Below are 26,024 nucleotides of genomic sequence, written 5' to 3' on the forward strand. Positions count from 1 at the left end.
GCAACGGGAACCACTTCCTCGCCTTCCTCGGCCTTGCAGCCGCCCTGACCTGCTACAAGAAGCTCGCGAAACTCGCCACGTGAGACAACCTCTTAGCGGATTTGTCAGACGAGAATGCAATGCTGACGTCGGACGCGTACGGGACCCTGGCGAAGGTGCTCGGGGCGCTGCGGGCGCATGACACGGACACGGTGGAAGCCTTGGCGGACCCGAGGGCGCGCAGCGGCCCGAGGGGTCGCGGACTCGGTGCGGCCGGGGGTGGGTTGGGCGAGGGTGGCCGGGGCGATGACGGGGACCAGGACCAGGATGCCGGGGGTGCGAGGCGGGTGAGTGCGGCGGCGGGTGTGCTGCGGTTCAGTACGGAGCGGGACCCTGCGGCGGTGGCTGCGTTCGTGCGGCTGCGGGTCATCGATCCCGAGGGCGCGTACTGGCGGCGCGGGATCGCGGCCGCGTCGCGGTGGCTGCGGGAGACCGGGTGGGAGGTGTTGTCGGTGCCGGTGGCGTACCGGACTCCGCAGGACTGGGCCGACCTGGGCTCGTATCCGTTGGGTGCGTGGTTGGCGGATCAGCGCCGGTACTACGCGACCGGGACGCTGGAGGCCGAGCGGGTGGCCGAGCTGGAGACGTTGGGGATGGTGTGGTCAGTCTACACCGAGTGGGAGGGCATGCTCGCCGTGGCCCGCTCGTACGCGGCCGCGCACGGGCACTTCGTCCCGCCGGCGACCGCGGTGTGGGAGGGGCAGCCCGTCGGGGTGTGGGCCAAGAATCAGCGGCAGGCGGCCCGGAAAGCCGTCCAGAACGCCGCGCGGCGCGCGGCGGGGGGAACGGGCGTGCCTTGTACCGGGGAGCTGTCAGAGGGTCGTAGGGAGGCCCTGGAGGCCGTCGACGCGGGGTGGTGCCCGGTGTGGGATACGGGGTGGCAGCGGGCCTACCGGCTGTGCCAGGCCCACGTCCGCGCCGGCGGCCCGCTCCCCCAGGCCGCGGGGCAGGTCATCGTCCAGGGCGAAGACCTCGGAGCGTGGACGGCAGGGCAGCGCGCCGGGCGGGAACGGCTCATGCCCGCGCAGCAGTACCTCCTGGAGACTCTGGGCCTGGAGCCCGCCCCCGCCGCCGAGGGCGCGGGGGCGCGGCCGGTGGGGCGGCGGGAGGCAGCGCGGGCTGTGAACCTCGCGGCGGCACGGCAGTACCACGGGCGGGAGGGGCACTTGCGGGTGTCGCGCAAGCACGTGGAGGTGCTGCCGGACGGGGCCGAGATCAAGCTGGGTGTCGTCGTCGACAACACCGGCGGCGGGCCGACAGACTCACCGACGTGCAGCGCGCGGAGTGGACCGCCCTCGGCATGCGCTGGTAGCGGTCGGGTGCTGCGAAGGGGGGCGGTTCCAAGTGCCGATGCTGGGGTGGAAGATCCGCTACGCGGTCCGCTGCGGAGTGGGGAACGGTCAATGGGTTCGCCCACGGCCACGGCATGTGCCGCTGCCGCTGCCGAGGACAGAGCAAGGTCCACTTCCAGCACGTTCTGACCGCCATCGCCATCAACATTGAGTGACTCAGCCGTTCCGGGTCGACCAGCCGCTCAGCGATCGGGCATTCTCCCGGGACTCGAGTGCGAACTCGTCGTATGGGATGCACGGGCGGGGTTTCGGCAAGGGCAGGCTGACCGGCCGGGCGGGCCGCCTGTCGCGGTGGACCGTCCGGCCGGTCTGTGTGGCTACCGCACGTCGTAGGCGCGGGTGACGGTTTGTGTGACCGCGTTGCCGTTGGCGTCGGTGAGGGTGATCTTCGTCGTGACCTCCTTGCCGGCGGCGCCGGTGTGGTCGAGGAGGGCCGTCCACTTGCCGTCGTGCTGCTCGGTCGGCGCCTGGGTCCAGGTGGTGCCGCCGTCGTAGGAGTAGGACAGCGAGGCCGCCGTGATCGCGGCCGGGGTGTACCCGGCGTGGCCCTCGGCCGACAGGCCGACCTTGATGCCGCTGCGGGCGGGCAGGGTGTTCATGCCGTCCACCGGCAGGTCGTACGCCGGGTGGAGGAGCGGCAGGCCGCGGGAGTAGACGTCTGGCTCCCGGTGGGAGCGGAAGCTCCAGGTGGTGTCGGCGGCTGTGGAGCGCAGCCAGTTGCGGTCGCCCGTGTAAATTTTCTCCAGGTGCTGGGTGAGCTCGTACGCGGAGTCCTCGTCCGGCACATCGAACACGCCGTAGGGGTAGGCGAGTTTGCCGATCTCTTCACCGTTGCGCTTCAATGACATTTTGCCGATGTCGCCGAAGGATCCGCCGTAGGTCCAGTGGTCGCCGGAGCTGTCCACCCAGAGCGCGTTCTGGATTCCGATCTGGTTGCCCTGCCGCTCGGCGGCGAGCATCAGGTTGCCGTCGGCGTCACGCGCTGCGCCCGGCCGCAGGGGGCCGCCGTACCACTCCTCGGCGCTCCGCTGTCCCGCCTTGTAGGTGCGGTCGTGGTCGCTCATGAAGGCGGCGAACGGGAAGCTGGTCATCGCGCCGTGGTACCAGGCTTCGTCGCCGGTCGTGTAGTAGGCGGTGCGGGTGCCGGGTACGTGGACCGTCTGGTACAGGCTCACGGGGATCTGGGTGGGGTTGCTCCTGGAGGGGTGGAGGAACAGCGCGTCGATGTAGTCGGCCTCCTTGCCCATGGCATGCCATGTCTCGGTGACCTGGGCCAGCCGGGTGTCATTGGGCCGGTAGGCCATGTCGGAGTGCAGCGGGCCCTTGGTCGGGAACGACAGGTTGTAGACGTAGGACGAGCCGTTCTCGGAGCCGGTCGCGCGCCAGGTGGGCCGGAACTCGAAGGTGCCCTTGTGGGCGTGCCCGTCGATGTCCGCGTAGAACTTCTGCACGGCGCCGTCGGCCGCGAGTGTTCCGCTGAGCTGCCAGGTGTCGTCCCACCCGCGGGTGTAGCTCAACGTGGTGCCCCGCAGGGTCGAGGGGCGGTTGGTGTGCAGACTCAGCTGGTGGGCCTTGCGGGCGTCGAGGACGATGGTGGTGTCCTTGGTGATCCGCAGTTGCGGATGCGCGAGGTAGCTGACCGATTCGGGCGCGTTGCTCGCGTCGGGCGTCGTCACGAAGCTGCTGAGGGCGTAGTCGCCCGGGCGTACACGGTAGGTCTGATCGGGCGCACCTGCGTTGGTGCGGCGCTCGCCCTCGTCGGTGTCGAGGCTGGCGACGTCCAAGGAGGAGGAGCCGGTCGCGGGCTCGCCGTTGCGGTCGACGACCTTGACGTGGAGGGTGAGCGTCTGCGGCTGGACGTAGAGGGTGACGGGCACGGAGACGTGCACGTCGCCGCCGGTGGCCAGGATCCGGCCCGTGATCGCACCGTACTGGGCGGGCCTCAGACGGGCGGTGGGGTCGATCCGCAGCGGCACCTGAACGGTGGCCCCCGCGGGGAGGGTCACCTTGTTGTCCTCCGGCTTGATGATTTTGGAGGTGACGTCGCTGCCGTCGTTGCCGTGCACACCGCTGAGCTTCAGATGGAGCGTCAGTTCGCTGTCGGTGGTGTTGGTGAAGGGCACTTGCACGGTGGTGCGGTCCGAGGTGGCCTGCGGCCAGTTGTAGTTGCCGGCCTGGACAGCCGGCGCGGAAAGCACCTTCTGGTTCACCGCGCCGAACACGTCGAGCACCCCGCCGCCAGTCTGGTCGGCGCCGGCGACATTGCCGCCGGTGCGGGCGGAGGAGACCAGGGCGGTCTTGATGTGCTGGGCGGTCCAGTCCGGATGGGCCTGGCGGACGACGGCTGCGGCGCCCGCGACATGGGGGGTGGCCATGGAGGTGCCGGACATCGTCCGGTAGGCGTAGACGCCGCGGCCGCCCGCGCTGGCCGCGGAGATGTCGACGCCGGGGGCGGCGATCTCGGGTTTGAGGGTGTGGGTGACGGCCACCGGGCCGCGGCTGGAGAACTGTGCCGTGGTGTCGTCGCGGTCGACGGCGCCCACGGTCAGCACGCCGGGCACGCACCCGGGCGAGGAAACGGTCTCGGCTCCCGGGCCGGAGTTGCCGGCGGCGACGACGAACAGGGTGTGCTGGCTCTTCGACAGCTCCTGCGTGGCCTGGGCCATCGGGTCGGCGCAGTCGCCGATCCTGGGGTTGCCCAGGCTCATGGAGACGACGTCGGCCTTCTGGTCGACGGCCCACTGCATACCCGCGATGATCCAGGAGTCCAGGCCTTGGCCACTGTCGTTGAGGACCTTGCCGATGAGCAGGGAGGAACCCGGGGCGACGCCCTTTTGGCGGCCGTCACTGGCTGCTCCGGACCCGCCGGCCGTGGAGGCGGTATGCGTGCCGTGGCCCACATGGTCGTCGGTGGTCTTGGAGTCCGTGAAGTTCTTGGACGCGGTGATCCGGTTGACCAGGTCCGGGTGCTCGGCGTCCACGCCCGTGTCCAGCACGGCGACCTTGGTGCCCTTGCCGTCGTAGCCGGCCGCCCAGGCCTCCGGCGCGTGCACCTGCTTGGTGGACCGGTCCAGCGTGGCCTCGACCTTGCCGTCCAGCCACAGTTTCTTCAGCCTGGAGCCGGAACGTGAGCGGGGGTTGGTGGCGTCCTGCCAGAAGGCCACGGCGGTGTCCTTGTCGGCCCTGAGCGCGACGCCGTCCACAGCGGGCAGGCTCAGGCCGCGCTCGGACCCGCGAGGGGTCGCCGACGCGCTTTCGGCAACGTTCACACCGTTTTGGTAGGTCGCGATGAGCGGCAGCGTGTCGGTGTGCGCGTCGTCGTATCCCTGGCGGATGAGCCCGGTGACGTTGAACAGCTGCTCGTCGACCCTGCCCTCAGCGATCGCCGCAGAGGCGCCCTGCGGGTAGACGTAAAGGTCCTTGCCCATCTGATACGTCTGGACCATCGGCCGTGTGCCGTCCTTGCGGGGCAACACCGCCGCCGAGCTGCGGCCCGACGCCTGCGTGGTCACCAGTACTTTGTCACCGGTGACGAGCGTGACCGTCGCCTGTTTGCCGCCCGTTGCTGCGGTTTCACTGCCGACGAGGGGCATCTTCCCCGAGGTCCCGTCGGGTGGCGCATCCGCCGCGCCGGAAGGCGTGACCGCGGTGACGGCCAGGACGGTGGCGGTCGCCGCGCCCAAGGCTATGCGGGTTATGGGGCGCATGAATCTCCCTACTCGATCTGTGTACATGCCATGCGGAGGCTGCAGCCTGACAGACATGCGGATCGCGTGGGGATGCCGCGCCTGGCGGGTTCACCGCATGACGGTTTTCCGACATGCGGTCACATCGGTCGGCTCGGTGAGGCCCCGGGACCGGTGGGGACACATCCGGCCGGCCCGGCGTTCGCCCGGATGAACTCGCTGAACGGGGCGCGGGCGCACTTCCCGCTTCTTGGCCCGGCAGCAGGCCCCAGTCTTCCTCAAGCTCCTTGGATCACACCGATTCCGCCGGATCCGGGCGGGCCCCCAGCCGCCGGGGACCGGGGCCAGGAGCTCATGAGCGAGCTGTGATCGGATCGCAGGTGGGCTGCGACCCGCCAGGAGGCTGACGGTGCGGGCCAAGGACTCCGGCTACCAGGCCGGCACGTACGTCCCGGACGCAGGCTCCGCGCTCCGGCTTGCGAAGCCTGCGCAGCCCCGGCAGGAGTTCGGTGAGCAACGCCCCGGCCGGATGAGGCCGAGGAGGCAGCGGACGTCTGGTCGATCAGTCCCACTTGGGTGTGGCCGGCCCACTGACGCCCTGCCCGCCCTCGAGGTCACTGCTCACCGGTCGCCGGCGCCGACAGTCACCTGAGCGCCACGGGAGGCGCTTCAGAGATGGGCTCGCTACCGTCGAGACCCCGCCGCCGCTTCGGTGGATCCCTCCAGCCCGGCGCACGACGCACCAGCGGTGGAGCAGGAATCCACCAGGGCGCGGCGGCGACCCTCGCAGGGTGCCCGCCGAAGGACGCGGACTCCTCGGCCCCCAGAACGGAAAGGCCGAAGCCGGCTCGCACGTGCTGCGTGCCACCCGAGTCGCAGGCGCGAATCCGCTCCGGCAAGATCCACCAGACGGCGTGCCCAGCGCTCCACAACGGACGGGCCTCCCACCGTCACCCCCGGGGGGGGCGGCGGGCAGTGCGCCGAACTTCTTCTGCAGCGTCTCCTCGTCGCGCCGCGCCTCGTTGATCCACCGGATGACGACCGGAACGGCTCCAGTGCCCAGGGCGCCCTGACAGCGGGCGAGCCACCGCCCACATTCCTTGACCGCCTGGCGTTTCCATGGCCGGGGCAGGCAGCGTGACCGGGCGGCTGGGCCGGGCAGGGACCGGGGCGCAGTGACAGCCGGGAGGTGCGGACGAGCGCCCGGCCCGTTTCACGCACCGGCCGACGCGGTGGTAGCCGTCGCACGCACGGCGATGGCCGCGATGTCGTCGTCGAGTGGGCCGTGACTGTAGTGGACCAGATCCCTGTGCAACTGCTCGAGCAGCCCGGACGGGGAATCCGCGTCCCACCGGCCCGCGTGCTGCACCAGCGGGAAGAGTGCGCCGGTGTGGTCACGGGTCTCGCTCACGCCGTCGGTGTAGAGCAGCAGTTGGTCCTCGGCAGCGAAGGGGACGGTGTCGATGTGGTAGTCCTCCCCGAGCAGCGCGCCCATGTTGACGGGTGGTGAGGGCGCTGTGGGGGTGACCTCGCGGACCGCTCCCGCGTGGAACAACAGCGGAGGGGGATGACCGCAGTTGACGATCTCGACGGCTGATCCGTCGTCGGGGATCTCGGCGAGCAGGGCCGTGGCAAAGTATTCCATCTGGTCGCCGGGCAGTAGTTCGGCGTAGCGGCTCATGCTCACGTCCAGCCGGCGTGCTAGCCGTGCCAGGTCCGGCTCATCGTACGCCGCTTCCCGGAAACAGCCGACGATGGCTGAAGCCGTGCCGACCGCGGGGAGACCCTTGCCGCGCACGTCTCCGATGATCAGGCGGACGCCATAGGCCGTCTCCAGCGCTTCGTAGAAGTCGCCCCCGACACGGGCCTGGGCCGCGTTGGCCAGGTACAGGGCCTCGATGTCCAACCGGCCGAGGCGGTGCGGCATAGGACGCAGCAGAACTTTCTGAGTCGTCTCGGCGACGGAGCGGACCTCGGCGAGGATCTGCTCCCGCTGCTGGCGCACATGGCTGGTGTAGGCGGCTGCGGAGGTGACGCCGGCGATCACTGCGAAGGTGAACAGATAGGTACGCTGCTCACTCGGATCCCCGATGGTCACGGCGATCAGCACGTTGAGAGCCGCGGCGAGCACGCCCATGGCCACCGTTTTGGCCACTGGCCACACCGACGCGGCGAAAGCAGGGGCGAGTACGAGAAAACGGCTGAAGTAGAGGTAACGCGGAGAGACAAAAGCCAGCACCGTGATGATGACGGTCAGCGCCAAGGGCGCAAGGAGCACCAGGTCTTCCTGGACGTTGCCCGAACGACGCCAGAATCGACTGAAATGGTTCACATAAGTAGCGTATGTGATTACCCGGGCCGACCCGGCAGAACGTCGCCACCACACACCTGCGGCCACTGCACCCCCGGGACAATCGCCCGACGCAGAGCTCGTAGCGGATCCCCCGCCGGAGGATCGGCCACCGAATGAGCAGCAAGCGGAAAAACGACCGACGACAGCGATGAGGTCCCTCGCGACTGCAGACTCCGCTGCCACCCACCATGGTGCGAGCGCCGAGCCGCCAGCGCACCGAGCGACGGCACCGGATTCTCCGCCCACACGGACGAACCGCTCCAGCGCCCAGGCAGCAGCTCGTACACACCTGCCCAGGCTTGCCGGACCGCAGCCAGACCCCCCCGCCCGATGCCGCGACCCCGTGCGACCAGAAAACCACCAGCACGCAAGCCACCAGCCCGACAACCCCCGACTCCTCCCGCAACCCACTGAAACAGCCGCACCAGGCCCCCGCCCGGTACAAGCACAAACAACCCACCCCAAACCCTACGCAGACAACCCGACGATGCCCCTACCACCAACCCCGACCACCCCCAGCCAACCCCACCAACCCTCCCACCAACAGCACCGCCCGAAGGCTGTCCCAGGTGGGGTGAAGGCCCCGCAAACAGCCGATGACGACATCTTGACCGAGGGATAGGATTCGGCCGTGAAGCATCCGCTCGGTCAGCGCAAGTCGAGCCAGGGCCTGACACCACAGCCCCCCGGGGAGGAGTTGCATGCTGCAGGCGCTGGGACTGGGCCCGGCTGAAGAGGCCATCTACACGGCACTGCTGGCCCGCCCGACAGCCTCCGCGCAGGAACTCGCCGGGCAGGCCGGAATCGAGGAGAGCGAGACCGCCCGCATCCTGCTTGACCTGGCGAAACGTGGCCTGGTGGCGGTCGCCACCGAGGCCGGGGCCGGGTCGCCCGACTCGGCCGGCTGCCGGGTCGGCCTCCAGCCCGTCCGCTATCGGCTCACACCACCCTCGGTGGCCCTGGCCCCGCTCCTCGTCGAGCAGCGCAATGCGCTGCACCGGGCCGAGACCGCGTTCTCGATGCTGACCGAGCAGTACCGCAGTACCGCCGCACATCCTGCGGCTAGCGTCGTGGAGGTGGTCGTTGGCGTGGAGCAGGTCGCACACCGGTTCCACCAACTGCAGCGCGGCGCCCAGCGGGAGTTGCTCGTCCTCCTCGTCGGCGGACCCATCGCGGTGCCGCGCGAGGATGCCGACATGTCCGAGAACTCCGCGCTGGACCGCGGAGTCGACTTCCGGGTCGTGGCTGCCAGGAACTATCTCGACGGTCACGACGTGGCGCGGGACATGCGGGCGGCCATCCTGGCGGGCCTGGAGCTTCGCCTGGCGGACTCGCTGCCGCTGAAGATGGTCGTCTCGGACCGAGAGCGTGCCATGGTGCCACTGGACATGGCGGACTCCGGCGGCGAGCCGAGCGCCATTGTGGTGTACCGCAGCGGCTTGCTCACGGCCCTGGTCCATCTTTTCGAGAGGGAATGGGCCCAGGCCCGGCCGCTGTACACCACCACCACGGGTGTGCGCGCGGAGTCGGCAACCGATCAGCAGCCGACCGACGGGGAGCTGGAAGTCCTCGCTCTGCTGCTGGCAGGGTTCTCCGACCGGCGGGTGGCCTCCCAACTCGGTGTCTCCATTCGCACCGTGGAGCGGCGGACACGCCGTCTGATGGATCTTGCCGGAGCAGATTCGCGCCTGCAACTCGGGTGGCACGCCGCACGCGCGGGCTGGCTTTGACCTGTTCCTTGCCCCGAGGGCCGGAGAGCAGCCCTCTGTCGGTCGTCGTCCTACGAGGGTGGCTGCCAACTCCGCACGGGTTCCTTCTCCACCGGCGACGGACCCGTGATCCGGGCTGGAAGCGCCGCGCCCGGCGTGGTTAGCCCGGTAGCCCGATGCGGGCGGCCGCGGCATCTACGCCTACCGGACGACGTCCATGCGGGCCTGCCTCTGGCGTGCGGGGGGGGCGTCGCGCCGGTGGCGGGTGCGACGGTCGATCGCGTGGTGAGCGTCGTGATGCGCTCAGGGGTTCGGTGACCGCCGGACGGACAGGACCGCCACGTCGTCGTGCTGGGCTGCCTCCCCGGCGAACACGCGCGCGTCGTCGTAGAGGGCGTGCGGCAGGTCGGCCGGGGAGAGGGCCACGTGCTTGGTGAGGCGTTCGGCGAGGGGGTAGAAGGTACCGTCGGCAGCGCGGGTCTCGGTGAGCCCGTCTGTGGTCAGCAGCAGCGTCGCGCCGGGTGGAAAGGGGAACCAGTCGACGGTCGCGGGCTCGGCGGCGAGGTCGGCGAGACCGAGGGGGACCCCGGACGCGAGGGCCGGCGTGGTGACGGCGGCGTCGTGCAGCAACTTCGGCGGGACATGCCCGCAGTTGATGACTTGTACCTCTTCGTGTGCGTCAACGTTGACGATGAGCGCTGTGACGAACCGTTGGTCGTCGCCGGTCCGAGCGGCGTAGGAGTTGTGCCGTACGACAGATGCATCGAGGGTGTCGACGAGCGCGGTCAGGGTGGGTTCTCGGTGGGCCGTGGCACGGAAGGTGCCGATGGCGGCGAACGCGGCGCCGACCGCAGGCAGGCCCTTGCCCTGGACGTCGCCGATCAGGATCCGGGTTCCCCACGGAGAGACGACGACGTCGTAGATGTCGCCGCCGATGAGCCGGTCCTCCTGTACAGGCTCGTACACTCCGTCCACCAGGACGTCGTCGGTGAGCATGGGAAGAGGGCGCAGGATCTGGCGCTGCATCGCTGTCGCGACGGAGCGCAGTCGCACCATCTCGTGCTCCCGGCTGATCCGACGGTGGCAGTTGTAGACGGACGCCGCGCCCAGGGCGAGGGTGAGCAGCACCATGAGGATCCTGTCGAGCCACGGCCGCCCGTCACCGTGCCGGACCACCATGGTGACGATGACCACGAAAGTGGTCCACGCAAACACGAACTTCGTCTGGCGCACGGTGCCCAGCGCTGACATCGCCCCTGGCAGGAAGACAAGGAGCCCGAGAAGCCAGACCGGCGACTCGGACAGGGCACCGAGGGCCATCACCAGGGCCGTTGTGGCCACCACACCGATCCATACTTCGATGTCGCGCGGCGGCTCGATGGCCTCGAGGGGGTGAGCGAAACTCTTCGGATGCTTACGGGGCACGGGAACCTCCCGGCAGACGGTGCGCCCCCCGTACGGTGAACAGTCCCGGCCGTGGGCGAGCCGTGCCCTGCCGGACAAAGTAGCCGAGCTGTGACGAGCACTGCTTGCGGGGTGCGCGGCTCGTGTATTCCTCCACTGGTTCCCGGTAATCCGGGCGAGTGACCATCATCGTCCAGGTTACCGGTGATCTTCTCGGCGGCCGCGGGCCGCTTCGTCCCGCTCACTGATCTTCGGGGACTTCGGGCATCACGGCGGGACTTCCGCTTCCCGGGCAGCGGTGCACACGTTACGAGTATCGCTCCTAGACGGGCTGGAGTGGGCACTGCGTGGCACGATGGGAATGGTGGTTCCTTTCTCGGTGGCGGAGGAGCGAGCATGGAGATCAAACCCCGGGCGGTTGCCATCCCTAAGGAGACCGACCATCTCGAACAGGGAAAGTACGGGCCCATTTTCCCGAAAACTCCCGCGTGTTACGGCTTCACCGTCATCGCGAATGTGAAGCCCGGCCACGCCGAGGCGATTCGCGAGTACGGATACACCCTGTCCAGGGCGCTGGAGCAAGATCCCTACATTCTAGCGCCGCTGAAATTGCACTACCTGCGCTGGGTGCTCTTCGACGAAGACAAGCGCTTCATGTACCAGGGCATTTTCGACACGGACTTCGACAGGTACACCGAAGACGCCATTGCGTTGTTCGCGAAGTCCGGCGTGAGTACTGCCTTTGAGAACCTGGAGGGATTTCCCGATGACTGGAGAACGAATCCCGAAGCATTCGTGAGGTTCGTGCGTGAGCACCACTGTCCCAGTTTTATCGAATACGGGGAGTATCCGTACGTGACAGCAGATGAGATCAAAAAGGCGCTGCGGATCAAGAGTGCCTTGACGGAGATGCTCGACCAGCTGCAGTAAAAAGCTGCAGGCGGCGCCGCTGGGGATCGGAGACGTCATGAGTGAATCCAGGACGGCCCGCACCTACAACCAGAATCACGTTCCCCGGCCCTGCACTCCGGGCCGGCGGCGGGTGAGCATATACGTCTCGTGGAGTTATCCGGCCGAGGCCGGAAGGAACCCGGCGGAGCTGGACAACCGGTTCTCCACGTTGACCGAGGTCCGGCGGGCTGCCTGGCCCGCGTACGAGGACCCGAGGTGGTCCGACCCCCTGCAGTTCCAGCAAGGCATCGCGGGGTCTCTGGAGCTGTTCTTCTGGGCCTGGGTGCCCTTCCAGTCCTTCGTCGAGGAGACCACCGGGCACACCGTGCCGGTGTATCAACGCATCGATCAGGCCGGGTTCCGGACCCTGCTGGACGACCGGGTGCTGGCGGACACCGACACGTTGTTCGTCTTCGGACTGGACCACATGGTCACGGGCCAGGATGCCGAGCCGGAGGAGATCGAGGCGCTGCGGCAGTTCCTCGCGCGGGAGGGAACCTCCCTGGTCCTGGGCCCGCACCACGACGTCGGAGCGTCGGGCGACCTGTCCGTACGGGAGGTGGAGCATCGCCACCACGGCGACCCGCTGGTTCCCCGCCAGCAGCGGTTCGCCAGGCACCTCCGGGGCCTGATGAAGGGGCTGGGGGTCCCCGTCGAGAACCGCTACGGGCTGCGTCCGGCGGTAGGGGAACCTACCAAAATCGCCCCACTGACCGTGGCCCGGGATCTGGACACAAAAGGCTGGCTGGAGGGAGTGACCACGTTCAACTTCCACCTGCACCTGCCGCACTACGCCGTGACGACGGAAGAGCCGGACGTCATCCATGTACTGGCCAGTCAGCCCATCGACACCTCCAGGCCGCACCCGTTCACCGAAGCCGGCAACACCGAGTTCAACATGTTCCTGTGGATGCCCCCGGGCGGTGACCGGGCCGGCGATGTTCTGCTGGCAGACTCCACGATCTTCAGCTCGCTCTTCGGCGGCGACGAAAGTCTGCGGAACTTCTGGAGGAACATCGTCTCGAAGTAGCGCCGCTGGGAGGCGGGACCATGAGTGGGAAGAAGCAGACCGCCCTGGAACTCGACGACATCCAGCGCGGAGTCCTCAGCCCCAGGCCGACGCCCTACGCGGCGACCTGCCTTTTGTTCCGCATCGACGACCGGGCACACGGGCGGGAGCTGATGCGGCGCGCGAGCGCGGTGACCACCTCCGCGGCAGAGCCGACCAGCCCGCTAGGGGACACCTGGGTGAGCATCGCGGTCACCTGCCACGGCCTCAAGGCGCTCGGGGTGCCGCGCGAGTCGCTGGACACCTTCGCCTGGGAGTTCCGGCAGGGCATGGCCGCCCGGGCCGGGGCGCTCGGCGACGTGGGCGAGAGCAGCCCCGAAAACTGGGAGACGCCCTTGGGCACGGCTGACGTCCATATGGTGCTCACCGCCGTCGCACCCGACGTCGCGCAGCTGGAGGCGGCCATCGATCGGGCCCGCCCGACGTATGAGCACCTGTCCGGCATCACCGCGATCTGGCGGCAGGACTGCTATGCACTCCCCACGCAGGCCGAGCATTTCGGCTACCGGGACGGCGTCAGCCAGCCCGCCATCGAGGGCAGCGGCATCGCCGGGTCGAACCAGTTGGAGACACCGCTGAAGGCGGGCGAGTTCGTCCTCGGCTACCCCGACGAGCTCGGCGGCGTCCAGACCCCGTGGCCCGAGACACTCGGACGCAACGGAAGCTACGCGGTCTTCCGTAAACTCCACCAGCGCGTCGCCGCGTTCCGGCGCTGTCTGAAGGACCATTCCACCAGCCGCGAGGACGAGGAACTGCTCGCAGCGAAGATCCTGGGGCGCTGGCGCAGCGGCGCACCACTGGCGCTCAGCCCCCACCAGGACGACCCAGCGCTGGGCGCCGACCCACTCCGCCGCAACACCTTCCTCTACGAGCGCGACGACCCAGCGGGGTTCGTCACTCCCGGCGGCTGCCATATCCGCCGGGCCAATCCCCGAGACGCATCGGTGGCGGGAGAAGTGAGGCTGCACCGCATGATCAGGCGCGGCGCCGTCTACGGGCCCCCGCTCGCGGACGGCGCCCTGCGGGACGACGGAGCGGACCGGGGACTTTTCTTCGCGTTCATCGGCGCCCACCTCGGGCGGCAGTTCGAGTTCGTCCAGTCCGAGTGGCTGAACGACGGCGTCTTCTTCGGCGCAGCCAACACCAAGGACCCGATAGCCGGAGCCCACGAGGGCGTCACGGACTACACCATCCCCCGCCGACCCGTACGGCGGCGTCTGCCGCAGCTACCGCGTTTCACCGTCACACGCGGGGGCGAGTACTGCTTCCTGCCCTCACTGAGCGCCCTGCGGTGGCTGGGCGACCTCCAGGACTGAACCATGGCCCAGCAGCCCGCCCAAGCGCCCCATGGACATCTTGCTGCTGTTCAACGCGGTCACAGCGATCTTCATCGCGGCCACCCTGTTCACCGCCGGTCCAAGAGCAACCGCCCCAGCCCTGCGGGGCTTCTTCGCCGACGTCCGGCAGCCGGGGCGGGCCGGCAGCCCGCCTGGGACGGCCGCTCCGACGTTCCTCAGACCGTCCCCACTCGGCCGGCGTACCTTTGCGTCCAGCCGGTTCCGGAGGCAGTCCGCCCGAGCGCTCGGCGGGGTTGGCCCGGATCCGCAAGGACATCGGTGTGGCGCGGGTACCGCTGTCCGCAGACGTCACGTTCGGGTAACTGCCGGCCCGCACTGCCCAGGCCGGTGCAAGGGTGCCCGTATGAACTGGGTAGAGCTCGTGCTGGTCGTCGTCGGCGCTCTCGCCAGCATCCTCATGTCGGAGGGGCTGCGATGGGTGCAGTCCCAGTTCGATCGATCTGTCACTGCTATGAGAGATCGGCTCCGGGCCGATGTGTTGGGCGAGTTGAGCGGCGCGGGACCTGACTCCCCGCCGTTCCCTGGTAGTGACAGAGCCACGACCGATTCGACAGCAGAAGCTGGACCCGAAGCAGACCACCTCAAAGAGGGTACGACTCAGCCGGAGATCGAGACAAAGGCTTCCCAGCAGGTGCCAGAGGATCAGCGCTTCGCTGCTCTGCTGATTGAGTACTACGCCTACGGCCTCAGCCAGGCCCGCCGCAGCTTCGGCGTCAGCTTGTCCTGCTCCGTGGTGGGTGGTCTCGTCCTGCTGTCCGGTATCGCCATGGCGATCTTCAGGGCTGAGACCACGGGGGAGCAGTATGCGTCTGTCACGGCGAGTGTGGCGGGCCTCCTCATGAGCGTCATCGGCACCTTGTTCCACCGGCGAGCGGACTTGGCGCTGAAGCACATGGAGTCGCAGACTCAGTCGCTTCGGCAGGACATGAAGGTCGAGCGGGATGCCGGTCAGGCGATCCGGCTGCTGGAGGATGTCGACGATCCTGCCCTCAAGGCGCATCTCCAGGCGGCGTTGATCCTGAAGTTCTCCGCAGCGCAGCTTCCGGTGCTGGGCGAGGTTCTTCGTTCGGGCGCTCCGACGGTGCCGCCGTCCGTCAACGGAACGCCTCTTCCGCAGCAGGCGGAAAATCCTCGGCATAGCGGCTGACGGCCCCGTGACGCACTTTCACGGTCGCCCCTACGCTCCCGGGATGCGTATCTCGATCGGGGTGGGGCCCGTCAGGGTGTCGGGGCGTCTGGGTGGAAGCCGCAGGAGGCGCAGGCCGGCTCCTCGGCGGCAGAGCGAGTCGGGCTCCCCCAGTGGCTGCGCCGGATGCTGCCCACTGAATCCAGGGACCCGAAGCGGAAGCCCGCGGCCTTCAGGCGAGGAGGCCCGGCGCGGCCGGTGCCCGGCGCTCCTGCAGACCGCGCTCCTGGAGCACGCGGCGAAGTGGGACCCTCAAGACCGTCATGACGTTCCACCAGAAGGTGGAGGAGGCCGCCGCGTTCGCGGAGAAGCTGCCGGAGACCGCTGCCGAGCTGCACGTCAACGACGCCACCGACGACGACCTGGCCGCCGCCGACAAGCTGCCGAAGTCCTCCATCGACGCGCAGTTCTACGAACTCGAGGCAGGCCGCCACGTCCCGCCGGACCGGGTGTGGCCGGCGTGGCTGTGCGGCGTCCACCTCGTGACCGAGCGGCGTGAGGTCCTGCGCCAGTTCGCCAACGGCATCGACGCCGCCGGGCGCCGGGCGCACCGCGGCGCCAGTTCGCCGTTGAGGATGAGCGCCGCACCGACCCCGGTGCCCAGGGCGACGGTCAGCACGTCGCGCCGGCCACGGGCCGCGCCGTGCCGGAGTTCGGCCAGGGCGAGCAGGTTCACGTCGTTGGCCACCCGTACGGGCAGCCCGAGGCGTTCTTGGAGGAGCGCTCCGAGCGGCAGGTCGAACCATTGCAGGGACGGGGCGAACTCAACCCGCCCCGCATCCCGTCGGACGACTCCCGGAACGCTCACCGCCACGGCGTGCACCGGGGACGCTTCGCTCTCGGCTTCCTTGATGAGGGAGGCCGCGAGGTCGGTGAGCGACCGCAGACGCGACCCAGCCCCCTCCCGCGTGAGCGCCGCCAGTGGGCCGCAGCAGATCAGCCGACGTCCAGAAAACGACGGCCGCCGCCGTCACGGCCAGAGCACAGGCAGCACCACCAGACCGGCTCCGCCCGGCGCCAGGTCATCCCCGCACGGCGGTCCTGGACGGACGGCGGCGGCTCCCCGTTACGCCGCGCCTCCGCGTCCGCTCAGCGAAGCCCAGGCTTCACCTCGGTCACGTCCTTGACCTGGTCGCGGAGGAAGTACGTCTCGATCTCGGCGGGGATCGGCGGCACCTGGACCGCCCCTCCCCCGCTGCGGATCGACTGCGTTCCCGCGACGCCCGCCGCCACCGACTGACGGGCGGCGATCGGGGACGTCATCGTCGGGCCGCCCTCGACGGCGAACCGGATGAACTCGGAGATCAGCAGCGGGTCGGCCCCGCCGTGGCCGCCCTCGGCCGGGGGCACCTCGATGATCTCGTCGGCCTCGCCCCGGTAGGAGTCGGAGCGCTTGTTCCAGAGCTTGATCGTGGCGAAATCGTCGTCGCCGAAGTTCTCCAGCCGGCCCTCGGTCCCGATGACGGTGTAGTTGCGCCAGTAGTCGGGGGTGAAGTGGCACTGCTGGTACGAGGCGAGCACGCCGTTGTTCAGCACCAGGTTGGCCATCGAGATGTCCTCGACGTCGACCTGCGGCGCCATCTCCCGCTGGGCGGTGGGCGGCCAGTTGTCCTTGTCGTACCAGTCCCACATCCGGCGGTCGGAGTTGTCCCGCCGGTCGGTGATGTCGCCGTAGACACTCAGCGCCCCGACGGCCGAGACGGTCGTCGAGTAGCCGCCGGCCAGCCAGTGGATGACGTCGATGTCGTGGGCGCCCTTCTGGAGGAGGAGCCCGGTGGACTTGGTCCGGTCGGCGTGCCAGTCCTTGAAGTAGAAGTCGCCGCCCGTGGAGACGAAGTGCCGGCACCAGACGGCCTTGACCTGGCCGATCCGGCCGGCCAGGATCGCGTCCCGCATGGCCTTGACCACTGGCATGTGCCGCATGTTGTGCCCGATGTAGAGCCGGGTGCCGGTGCGGTACGCCGCCTCCAGGATCCGGTCCGCGCCCTCGACGGTGATGGCCATCGGCTTCTCCAGGAACGTCGGCACTCCCGCCTCCAACGTCCGGACCGCGTGCTCGGCGTGCAGGTAGTCCGGGGTCAGGACCATCACGGCGTCGAGGTCGAGGGCCAGCAGTTCGTCGATGCCGGCCATCACCTGGACGCCGTCGCCGATCTTCTCCACCGCGTCGGCGCGGCCGCGTTCGTCGCTGTCGCACACGGCGACCACCCGCGAGCCGTTCTGCGGGTTGTGGGCGTAGCGCCACAGGCTCGACCTGAGTCCGAAGCCGATGATCCCGATGCGTGCGTCCATGTGCGAAGACTCCTCGTTCCATAGCTTGGTGACCGGAACGGCCACCGGGGCACACGGCCGGGTGCGGCGGCCGGTCGGCCACCGGGGCACCCGGCGCGATACGCGTCAGTTGCTGGTCTTGCAGGTGATTTCCGTGCGGTAGATCTGCATGTCGCCACCGGCGGCGTGCGGCCTCAGGCACGCGGCGTGGGCGATGTACATCACCTGGTAGTACAGGGGCTGGATGACCTGGTCGGCGAGGATCGAGTCCTCTGCGGCCCGCCAGTGCCGGTCGGCCTGGGGCGGGCTCTTCGCCGCCCATGCCTTGGCGACCTCCGAGGACGCCGTCGCGTTGGTGTACTTCAGCCGGTAGTTGGCGTCGACCATGACGGAGGCCACCCACTCCGACGCGCTCGGGAACGACGAACCCCACAGCGCGATACTCGGCCCGTCCAGGGAGTAGGCGTTGGTGTCCGCGCCGAGTGCGGCTGTCGGCCTGGGCCGCGGCTCGACGTTCAGCCCGATCTTCTTCGCCTCATTGGAGATGGCCAGGGCCGCCGCGGCGAACGTGGTGTCCGACGAGTCGTAGAGCAGTGGGATGATCCCCTTGAAGCCCGACCGCTGGAGCAGCTTCTTGGCACCGGCGGGGTCGAAGCCGCATGTCGAGCCGCACGCGTTCGCGCGGTAGGCGGACACCGAGTTCGGCATGAGCGAGTGGGCGGCCTGGCTGGAGCCGAGGAAGAGGTTCTTGGAGATTGCGTCCCGGTCGACGATCATCGAGAACGCCTCGCGGACCTCCTTGGGGTACTTCTTGTCCAGGTAGGTCGGCCAGGTGATGTAGGTCTCCAGCGTGTTCTTGGCGATGGGTGTGAGGCCCTTGTCTCCGAGTGCGTTCTCGCCCTGGGCGACGAGGCCCGGTGGCAGGCTGCGCAGGACGTCGGTGTTGCCGGCGACCACGTCCTGGTAGGCGGTGTTGGGGTCGTTGTAGACCCGGAACGTGATCTTTGACGCCGCGCCCTTGGGTATCCAGCCCTTGTAGTCCTTCCGCCGTTCCACCACGGCCTGGAACTGCGGGTTCAGCTTGGTGAGGACGTAGGGGCCGTTGGTGACGGGCTTCTTGTCGTAGGCGATCGGGTTCTTGAACGCCGACTTCGGCATGGGGCAGAAGGGCAGCGTGGCCAGCATGTGGGGCAGGTCGTTGTTCGGGCTGTCCGTCGTCAGGGTGAAGGTGTTGTTGTCGATCACCTTCAGGCCCGACAGCGTGGTCCTCTTGGCCTTGCCCTCGGGCGGATTCAGCTCCGAGTACCCCCGCACGTGCTCGAAGGCGTAGTTGCTGGCCATCGCGTTGGAACCGAGTGCGGTGAAGTTGAACGAGTCGACCCACGTCTTCGCGGTGACCGGCGTGCCGTCGGAGAAGGTCCGGCCGGGGGCGACCTTGACCGTCCAGGTGACCTGGTCGGGGCTGCTGACGCTCTGGGCCCCGTCCATGTGGACCTTGCCGGCGTCGTCGATCCTGGTCAGCCCCTCACACAGGGCCATGCCGATCTGGCTGCCGGGGTTCTGCGGGCCGGTGATCCGGGTGATCGTCCCCATCTGCACGGCGGTGATGGCACCCGACCGGATGCCGTTGCCGGAGGTGCCGTTGAGGCTGCCGCAGCCGGTGAGAGCTGCCGAGGCGGCTAGGACCGAGACTGCGGCAACGACGGTGTTGGCGACTCGCAATGCTGTTCCTCTCGGGGGTACGGACCCCGGTATGTGCGGGGCCGGGCAGGCGGAGGCGTCAAGAAGCCCGGTAGGGCAGCCCGACACGGGAGGTACGCACGTCCTCGGCGCGCAGGCAGGCCGCCCGGTGGCCGGTGCCGACCTCGGTCAACGGAGGGAGGGTGTTGGCGCACTCGGCGACGGCGGTGTAGCAGCGGGTGTGGAACGGGCAGCCCGGCGGCGGGTCGATCGGCGACGGCGGATCACCCTCCAGCACGACGCGGTCGATCCGGTGCCCGGGCGGCAGCCTCTTCGGCACGGCCGACAGCAGCGCCCGGGTGTACGGATGGGCCGACGTGCCGTACACCGCGTCGCGCGGTCCTTCCTCGACGATCTTCCCGAGGTACATCGTGACGATCCGGTCGGACATGTGCTGGACCACGTCGAGGTCGTGCGCGATGAAGATGATCGTCAGACCGTGCTTCTCCTTGAGCCGGTTCAGCAGGTTCAGCACCTGCGCCCGAACGGAGATGTCCAGGGCGGACACGGGCTCGTCGCAGACCAGGAGGTCGGGGCTGAGCGCCAGGGCCCGGGCGATGCCGACCCGCTGGAGCTGGCCGCCGGAGCACTCGTGCGGGTACTTGTCCGCGTGCGCCGGGTCGAGACCCACATCCGCCAGCAGTTCGTCGACCCGCTGCGGGATCTGCTGCTTGGGCATCAGCCCGTGGGCGAGGACGCCCTCGGCGATGGAGTCGCGGATCGTACGGCGGGGGTTGAGCGAGGCGAACGGGTCCTGGAAGATCAGCTGGACACCCCGGTGGAAGGCGCTCTTCTCCGCGCGGCTCATCTCCGCGAGATCTCGTCCCTTCCAGAGCACGCGCCCTGACGCCGGCTGCTCCAGCCCGACGATCAGCTTGGCGAGCGACGACTTCCCGCAGCCCGACTCGCCGACCAGGCCAACGGTCTCACCGGGTGCCACGTCCAGCGTCACGCCATCGACTGCGCGAACCGTACCCGTCTGCCGGGCGCCGAACTTCGCGCTCTTGGGCTTGTACGCCTGCTTGACTTCCTCAAGCGCCAGCAGCCTGGTATTCATCCGTGGCCTCCTTCCAGTGATGGCAAGCTGACGTGCGGTCGGCGGACACCTGGTGCTGGTGCGGAGCCTCGCTCCGGCACAGGTCGGTGGCGAACCGACAGCGGGGGTGGAAGCCGCATCCGGTCGGCCGGTTCGCCAGTTGGGGCGGCAGACCCGGGATCGTCGGCAGGTCCGCGCCCCGGTGCTCCGCTCCGGGGATCGAGCCGAGCAGGCCGATCGTGTAGGGGTGGGCCGGCCGGTCCAGAAGCTCCGCGATCGGTGCCTGCTCGACCGCGCCGCCGGCGTACATCACCAGCGCCTCCTCGGCGATGTGGGCGGCGACGCCGAGGTCGTGCGTGATGAGCATGAGGCTCATGTCGCGCTCCTGCTGGAGCTCCGCGAGCAGGTCGAGGATCTGCGCCTGGACGGTGACGTCGAGCGCGGTGGTCGGCTCGTCGGCGATGAGGAGCTTGGGCTCCAGCGCCAGCGCCATGGCGATCATGATCCGCTGCCGCATCCCGCCGGAGAACTGGAACGGGTAGTCCCTGGCCCGGTTCGGGGCGTCCGGGATCTTGACCGCCTTCATCATGTCGATGGCGGCGGTCTCCGCGTCACGCCGACTAGCGCCGCGGTGGATCCGGTACAGCTCGGCGATCTGCCGGACCACCGGCACCACCGGGTTCAGCGCCGACAGCGCGTCCTGGAAGACCATGGCGACCTCGGCGCCCTGCACCTTGCGGAACGCCTTGGGCGACAGGCCCAGCAGGTCGGTTCCCTCCAGCAGGATCCGGCCGCCGGTGACTCGCGCCGGCGGTGTCGGCAGGATGCCCATGATCGCCTTGGCGGTGATGCTCTTGCCGCATCCGGACTCGCCCAGCACCGCCAGGGTCGAGCCCCGGGCGATGCTGAAGCTGAGGTCCTGGACCGCCGGCAGCCGACGGTCGCCGGAGCGGAATTCGATGCCCAGGTTCTTGACCTCGAGCAGTGGGTTGCTCATCAACGCCCCCTGGGGTCGAGCACGTCACGCAAGTTCTCGCCCAGCACGACGAAGGCGAGCGTGGTCAGGCCGAGCATTCCGGCCGGGAAGAACATCAGGTGCGGGGCGACCTGCCAGTTGCCGTCCGTACTGGCCGCCGCGATCTGGACGCCCCAGGAGAACGCCGGAAGCTTGATTCCGACACCGAGGATGGAGAAGCCCGCCTCGGCCGTCATGGCGGCGCCGACGCTGAGGGTCGACATCACGACCAGGGGAGTGATCGCGTTGGGGATGACGTGCCGGCGCAGGATCCCCCAGTGCCCGACCCCCAGCACGCGGGCGGCCTGGACGTACTCCAGTTGCTTGATCTGGAGCACTGAACCGCGCAGGTACCGCATCGTTCCGGCCCAGCTGAAGAGCACCAGCACGAAGACAATGGTCCACACGGTCCGCGACTTGAACTGGTACAGGATCACCAGGCTGGCGATACCGACCGGCACACCCAGGACGATGTCGGCGGTGCGGGAGATGACTGTGTCCACGGCGCCGCCGAAGTACCCCGCCAGCGAACCGGCCACCATCGCGATGAAGAACGTGAAGACCGCAACCAGCAGGCCGACCTCCAGAGAGATCCGCGCTCCCTGGACGACGTTGGAGAAGTAGTCGCATCCCTGCATGTCGTAGCCGAACGGATGCCCTGATCGGGGACCCAGCCGGGAGTCGACGAGTGAGCAGTCCCGCGGGTCGGTGTGGGTGAACAACCCCGGTGCGGCGGCCATCGCCACGACCACCGCGATGATGAGCACGGACAGGATGAAGAACGGCTGCCGCCGGGTGCGGAGCAGCCCCTGCGTCATCAGTCCGCGGCGCTTCCCGCCGCGCCCGAGCGGGGCGGGCGGCTCGGGTTCGGCTCCGGTCGCGACCAGAGCCTCGATGGCATCAGACATGGCGGACCCTCGGGTCGATGATCGGATAGAGCAGGTCGACCACCAAGGCGGTGACCAGGTAGAAGAGCAGCAGGAACACCGAGACGCCGACGACGACCGGCCCTTGCTGCTGGGCGATCGCGGTAGCGAGGGTGCCGCCGAGACCGGGCAGGTTGAAGATGGTCTCGATCAGCACCGAACCGCCCAGCAGGCTGGCCAGGCTCAGCCCGAGGTAGGTCACCACCGGCAGAAACGCGTTCCGCAGGGCGTGCAGCCAGATCACCCGACCGGGTGAGGCGCCCTTGGCCCGCGCCGTCGTGATGTAGTCCGCCTTCAGGACGTCGACCAGGCTGGTCCGGGTCAGCCTCGCCAGCGGTGCCGCGGTCTCCAGCGCCAGTACCAGGGCCGGCATGATGAACGCGGTGGGGTAGCCGGCCTGGACGCCGGCTATCGGCAGCAGGTGCCCCTTGATACCGATCAGGTACTGGGAGAAGTAGGCGACGAGAAAACTCGGTACGGCGAGGAAGAAGACCGTGAAGAACAGGTTGAACTTCTCGGGTATGCCGTCCCTGCGCAGCCCGGCCCATACCCCCAGCAGCACGCCGATGACGATCTTCAACGCGAAGGCCGACAGCGCGAGCGCCAACGTGTAGGGGAAGGCGGTCTTGATCAGCGCGGTGACCGAGTTGTCGTTGAAGTCGTATCCGAAATTCCCGTGCAGAACGTGGTCGAGGTACTTCCCGTACTGCACGAAGAAGGGGTCGTCCAGGTTGTACTGCTTCCGGATCGCGGCGATGCTCGCCGGCGAGAGCCGCTTGTTGCCGCCGGCCAGCGCCAGCACCGGATCCCCGGGCACCAGGAAGACCAGCAGATAGATCAGGAGCGTCGAACCGACGACGGTCGGGATCATGTACAGCACTCGCGTGATCGTGTACCTCAGCACTGAGGTTCCTCCTGGTTCGTGCTGGTGAAGTAAGTGACGAGCTCCGCGTTGGGCGGCTCGACACGGCAGCGCTCGCCCTCACGCAGAAGCGAGAGCCGGATCGCCCGGACCGTCGCCAACGCCTCCCGCGCCTCCTTGGCCGAGCGGGCGGGTCCGGCGGCCAACGCCGACACATCCAGCGGAGTCTCGGGCGACGGTGGGGGCACCAGAACCGACGATTCGGAGCCCGCTGTCCCGGTGAGCCAGACGTCGTCGCCGTCGCTCTCCAGGCGGCCCGTCGTCCCGATGACGCTGTAGCAGCGCCGGGCGGGGCCGGCGCCCCGGCCCCTCATGTAGCCGGCGGACACGCCGTTGTCCAGCGCGAACGCGATCATCGAGATCTGCGGGTCACGACTGGTGGCCCGGGCAGGGTCGGGCAGGGAGCCGACGGCACCGCAGGACTCGGTCGTGCCTTGGGAGAGCCAGTGGAGGACGTCGACGTCCAGGGCGAGTTGCTCGTCCGTCACATGGCTGTCGGCGTCGGCCTCGGTGAGATGCCGGCACCAGACGGCGGTGACGGCCCCGACCAGCCCGTCGTCGACGCAAGCCTTGAGGGTGCGGACCGCCGGAGACCTGCGCGGCGCGTGATCGACGCGCATCGGCACGCCGGTCCGCACCGCCACCTCCAGCAACTCGTCCAGCGCGGCCGGCGAGTCGGCCGGCGGCGCCGCGAGCGTGACGGCGATCCCGCGAGCCAGCACGGCTTTCGCCGCCTCGGCCCGCTCCGGACCGGGCAGATCGACGAACACGTGCTCCGGCGCGACCTCAAGTGCCAGCAGGTCGGACACCTCGGCGTAGCTCCGGACACCACTCGCCAGCGGTGACGCCCTGACCGCTTCGCCCAGCGCGCCGCCACCGTCCAGCAGGGCGATCCGCGGCTGGGCCACGGGATGCCCGGTGCCGGAACTGAGGGCGGGACGTACCCGCGGCGGAGCCACCCCGTCGGTGCCGTAAATCGCGGCGGAGAAGCCCTCGAAGGCGCGGTGCACGGCACCCACGCACACCCCGTCCCGGCCCAGCGAGGTGGAGGTGATCACCACGTCGAGCTCGCCCGCGCCGTCGGCGAACTCACCCACCGCGGTGGCCAGGTCGGACGCGATCAGGTCCCCGAACCGAGCGAGTTCGCCCCCCAGCACGACCACGTCGGGGTCGACGGCGAGCACGAGCGCGCCGATCGCCGGGGTCATGGCCGACACCAGCGCCTGCTGCGTCCTGCGGCCTTCCGCGTCCGTCGGATCGGCGAGCAGCCGCTCCAGCGGCCGCGCGATCCGGGCCATGGCCTCGTTCAGCGGCCCGGTGGGAACCTCGATGTCGCTGAACGACCGAAGCAGGCCGACCTCGCCGGCGCTGTTGTGGCGCCCGCGAAGCACCGCGCCGTCGACCGTGATCCGTGCCGAGACATGGTGCCAGGTGAGCGCGTAGACGCCGGTACCGGCGTCCTCCATCGCACCGAACCGCGACTCGGCCGCGGCGGCGAGCGACAGGTCGTTGTCGACGACCACGGGGACGCCCAGCAGCGCCGCGAACCGGTCCTGGAGGTTGGTGCCGACCCAGGACCTGACCGGCGACGTAAGGACCTCACCGTTCGGCGTCACCAGACCCGCCACGCCGATGCCGACGGCCCGCAGGTCGGCGCGGCTGAACCCGGCGCGACCGAGCGTTTCCTCGACGACGGAGACCACCTGACCGAGCTCGGGTCGCGCGTCGCTGCAACCGGGCCGCTCCGACGAGCCCACCGCGACGGTGCGGCCCGCCAGGTCGGTAAGCAGGACCCGCATCTCGGAGGCGCTCAGATCGACGCCGATGACGACACCCTTCTCGGAGCGAAACCTCGACTGCCTGGCCGGACGGCCCCCCGCCTCACCGTGCTGGACCTGATCCGCCTCGGCCTCGACGAGGCCGTCGGCGGTGAGGTCCGCCAGCGCGGCCTCCACCGTCGGCCTGGACAGGCGGGCGGTGGAGGCGATCTCAGCGACGGTGGCCCGGCCCAGGTCCCGGATCGCCGCGATACAGAGCGCGCGAGAGCCGTTCGCGCGCTTTCCGTCCGAATTCACCACTTTCAGCCCCTCGCCTTTCCCTGACCTACCGGACCCGCAGGTTTCACAGCCACTTTCATATTGGTTAAGAAGGCTGTTGCGCAACAGATTCGAGCCGGTCTTTCGCCAGATCAAGACACCGTCCAGCATGTGGACTGATTTCTGAGTGCCGTTTATGCACCTTAGAGATTGATGTAGCAATTCATAGGCCATACGAAGCATGTCGCTTTTGGGGAATTGCTCCGGCTTTACCCCCGCCCTCGCGCCAGACGCATCGGCCATACGGGAGAACCAGCAAGGCGTATCCCGCTCGGCTGGTGACAAAAAAGAGGCCGGAGAAGTTCGGACCCGGACCCACGCGCCCCCGCGGGCTCCGGGGGTATGCAGAAGGCGGGCTGATGTCCGAGCCCGATGAGCAGCGGCAGTTCACCGAGGCCTGCCTACAAGGCGGCTCTCGTCGCGTCCGTATCAGCCGACCGGAGCGACCTACCCGCCCGGCTCCCGTCCCCCGGTCTCGCACCCGCCGCCGGCACGGGTGCGAGGTGGCGTTCCCGCGCGGCCGGGAGAGGGCCGCACGCCGCGACGGCGTGGCGCCTGGCGCTCAGCCTCGGCCCGAGAGGACCTCCAGCACCTCCCAGGCCGCTCGCGCGCCGCAGGCCAGCGCGCCCCGGACGGAAGCCCACATCCGGTCCGAACGCTCTTCGAGAGTCTCCTCGCGCCCTCGCCGCAGAAGAGGAGAACCAGAGGCGTTGTCCGAGGGCCCTTACGCTTTCCTCACCATGACTAACTCTCTCGCAGGGTTCCCATGAAGCGCTTTCCCGCAGACTGCACGTACAGGCGCTTACGCGCGGGTACGACCCGGTGCTCTCGTGAGACGCCGCGTACGCCGGCCGTAGGCGCCGGCCTCAGGAACCAGGGAGGTGTGTCGTGGTCCACGCCCATAGCTTTCA

General features: G+C 69.1%; 16 protein-coding genes and 3 pseudogenes. 8 read left to right on the plus strand and 11 right to left on the minus strand.

Annotated elements, in window-relative coordinates; genetic code table 11:
• Positions 1 to 119: 119 nt before the first annotated feature.
• Together ACFC02_RS19060 and ACFC02_RS19065 are read left to right on the plus strand one after the other, a co-directional pair.
• A pseudogene (locus tag ACFC02_RS19060) lies at positions 120 to 827 on the plus strand (helicase associated domain-containing protein); the annotation flags it as partial.
• A gap of 638 nt (positions 828 to 1,465) precedes the next feature.
• Entirely contained in the window at positions 1,466 to 1,546 is an 81-nt protein-coding gene (locus ACFC02_RS19065) for a hypothetical protein (protein WP_376358279.1), read from the plus strand.
• A 162-nt stretch (positions 1,547 to 1,708) separates the two neighbouring features.
• Here ACFC02_RS19065 and ACFC02_RS19070 read toward each other — a convergent pair whose 3' ends face one another.
• A complete protein-coding gene (locus tag ACFC02_RS19070) occupies positions 1,709 to 5,098 on the minus strand; it encodes a S8 family serine peptidase (protein ID WP_376358162.1) in 3,390 nt (1,129 codons plus the stop codon).
• Between the two features lie 1,192 nt (positions 5,099 to 6,290).
• Positions 6,291 to 7,409, minus strand: a complete 1,119-nt coding sequence (locus tag ACFC02_RS19075) for a PP2C family protein-serine/threonine phosphatase (RefSeq protein WP_376358165.1) — start codon at positions 7,407 to 7,409, stop codon at positions 6,291 to 6,293.
• Positions 7,410 to 8,131: 722 nt separating this feature from the next.
• Between ACFC02_RS19075 and ACFC02_RS19080 the strand changes: the two genes are divergently transcribed.
• Complete coding sequence (locus ACFC02_RS19080; RefSeq protein ID WP_376358168.1) at positions 8,132 to 9,160, plus strand: helix-turn-helix domain-containing protein; 1,029 nt, start codon at positions 8,132 to 8,134, stop codon at positions 9,158 to 9,160.
• Between the two features lie 282 nt (positions 9,161 to 9,442).
• On the opposite strand, the gene ACFC02_RS19085 is transcribed toward ACFC02_RS19080, so the two are convergent.
• On the minus strand, positions 9,443 to 10,564 hold the full coding sequence (locus tag ACFC02_RS19085; protein ID WP_376358170.1) for a PP2C family protein-serine/threonine phosphatase: 1,122 nt from the start codon (positions 10,562 to 10,564) through the stop codon (positions 9,443 to 9,445).
• 375 nt (positions 10,565 to 10,939) lie between these two features.
• On the opposite strand from ACFC02_RS19085, the gene ACFC02_RS19090 reads away from it, so the two are divergent.
• From ACFC02_RS19090 to ACFC02_RS19110, 5 genes and pseudogenes are all read left to right on the plus strand, one after another.
• Complete coding sequence (locus tag ACFC02_RS19090; RefSeq protein ID WP_376358173.1) at positions 10,940 to 11,473, plus strand: hypothetical protein; 534 nt, start codon at positions 10,940 to 10,942, stop codon at positions 11,471 to 11,473.
• Between the two features lie 37 nt (positions 11,474 to 11,510).
• Positions 11,511 to 12,524, plus strand: a complete 1,014-nt coding sequence (locus tag ACFC02_RS19095) for a hypothetical protein (protein WP_376358175.1) — start codon at positions 11,511 to 11,513, stop codon at positions 12,522 to 12,524.
• Between the two features lie 20 nt (positions 12,525 to 12,544).
• Entirely contained in the window at positions 12,545 to 13,879 is a 1,335-nt protein-coding gene (locus ACFC02_RS19100; protein WP_376358178.1) for a Dyp-type peroxidase, read from the plus strand.
• Between the two features lie 385 nt (positions 13,880 to 14,264).
• Positions 14,265 to 15,068, plus strand: coding sequence for a hypothetical protein (locus ACFC02_RS19105; RefSeq protein ID WP_376358181.1), 804 nt, complete (start codon positions 14,265 to 14,267; stop codon positions 15,066 to 15,068).
• 217 nt (positions 15,069 to 15,285) lie between these two features.
• Positions 15,286 to 15,662 (plus strand): annotated as a pseudogene (locus ACFC02_RS19110) (helicase); the annotation flags it as partial.
• 64 nt (positions 15,663 to 15,726) lie between these two features.
• Here the strand turns inward: ACFC02_RS19110 and ACFC02_RS19115 are convergent.
• The 8 genes and pseudogenes from ACFC02_RS19115 to ACFC02_RS19150 form a co-directional block, all read right to left on the minus strand.
• A pseudogene (locus ACFC02_RS19115) lies at positions 15,727 to 15,930 on the minus strand (ROK family protein); the annotation flags it as partial.
• Between the two features lie 266 nt (positions 15,931 to 16,196).
• The gene (locus ACFC02_RS19120; protein WP_376358184.1) at positions 16,197 to 17,399 is read right to left on the minus strand and encodes a Gfo/Idh/MocA family protein; all 1,203 of its coding nucleotides are present in this window, start codon (positions 17,397 to 17,399) and stop codon (positions 16,197 to 16,199) included.
• 105 nt (positions 17,400 to 17,504) lie between these two features.
• A complete protein-coding gene (locus ACFC02_RS19125) occupies positions 17,505 to 19,100 on the minus strand; it encodes an ABC transporter substrate-binding protein (protein ID WP_376358187.1) in 1,596 nt (531 codons plus the stop codon).
• 58 nt (positions 19,101 to 19,158) lie between these two features.
• On the minus strand, positions 19,159 to 20,175 hold the full coding sequence (locus ACFC02_RS19130; protein ID WP_376358190.1) for an ABC transporter ATP-binding protein: 1,017 nt from the start codon (positions 20,173 to 20,175) through the stop codon (positions 19,159 to 19,161).
• The gene (locus ACFC02_RS19135) at positions 20,150 to 21,151 is read right to left on the minus strand and encodes an ABC transporter ATP-binding protein (RefSeq protein ID WP_376358193.1); all 1,002 of its coding nucleotides are present in this window, start codon (positions 21,149 to 21,151) and stop codon (positions 20,150 to 20,152) included. The genes ACFC02_RS19130 and ACFC02_RS19135 overlap by 26 nt, the downstream gene beginning before the upstream one ends.
• Positions 21,151 to 22,077 (minus strand): ABC transporter permease, encoded by a 927-nt coding sequence (locus ACFC02_RS19140; protein WP_376358196.1) that lies wholly within the window; start codon positions 22,075 to 22,077, stop codon positions 21,151 to 21,153. Before ACFC02_RS19140 ends, ACFC02_RS19135 begins: the two co-directional genes overlap by 1 nt.
• A complete protein-coding gene (locus ACFC02_RS19145; RefSeq protein ID WP_376358282.1) occupies positions 22,070 to 22,966 on the minus strand; it encodes an ABC transporter permease in 897 nt (298 codons plus the stop codon). The genes ACFC02_RS19140 and ACFC02_RS19145 overlap by 8 nt, the downstream gene beginning before the upstream one ends.
• 26 nt (positions 22,967 to 22,992) lie before the next feature.
• Positions 22,993 to 25,287, minus strand: coding sequence for an ROK family protein (locus ACFC02_RS19150; RefSeq protein WP_376358199.1), 2,295 nt, complete (start codon positions 25,285 to 25,287; stop codon positions 22,993 to 22,995).
• Between the last annotated feature and the right edge of the window lie 737 nt (positions 25,288 to 26,024).

This window comes from Streptomyces sp. NPDC056160 (assembly GCF_042268205.1).
GTDB lineage: Bacteria > Actinomycetota > Actinomycetes > Streptomycetales > Streptomycetaceae > Streptomyces.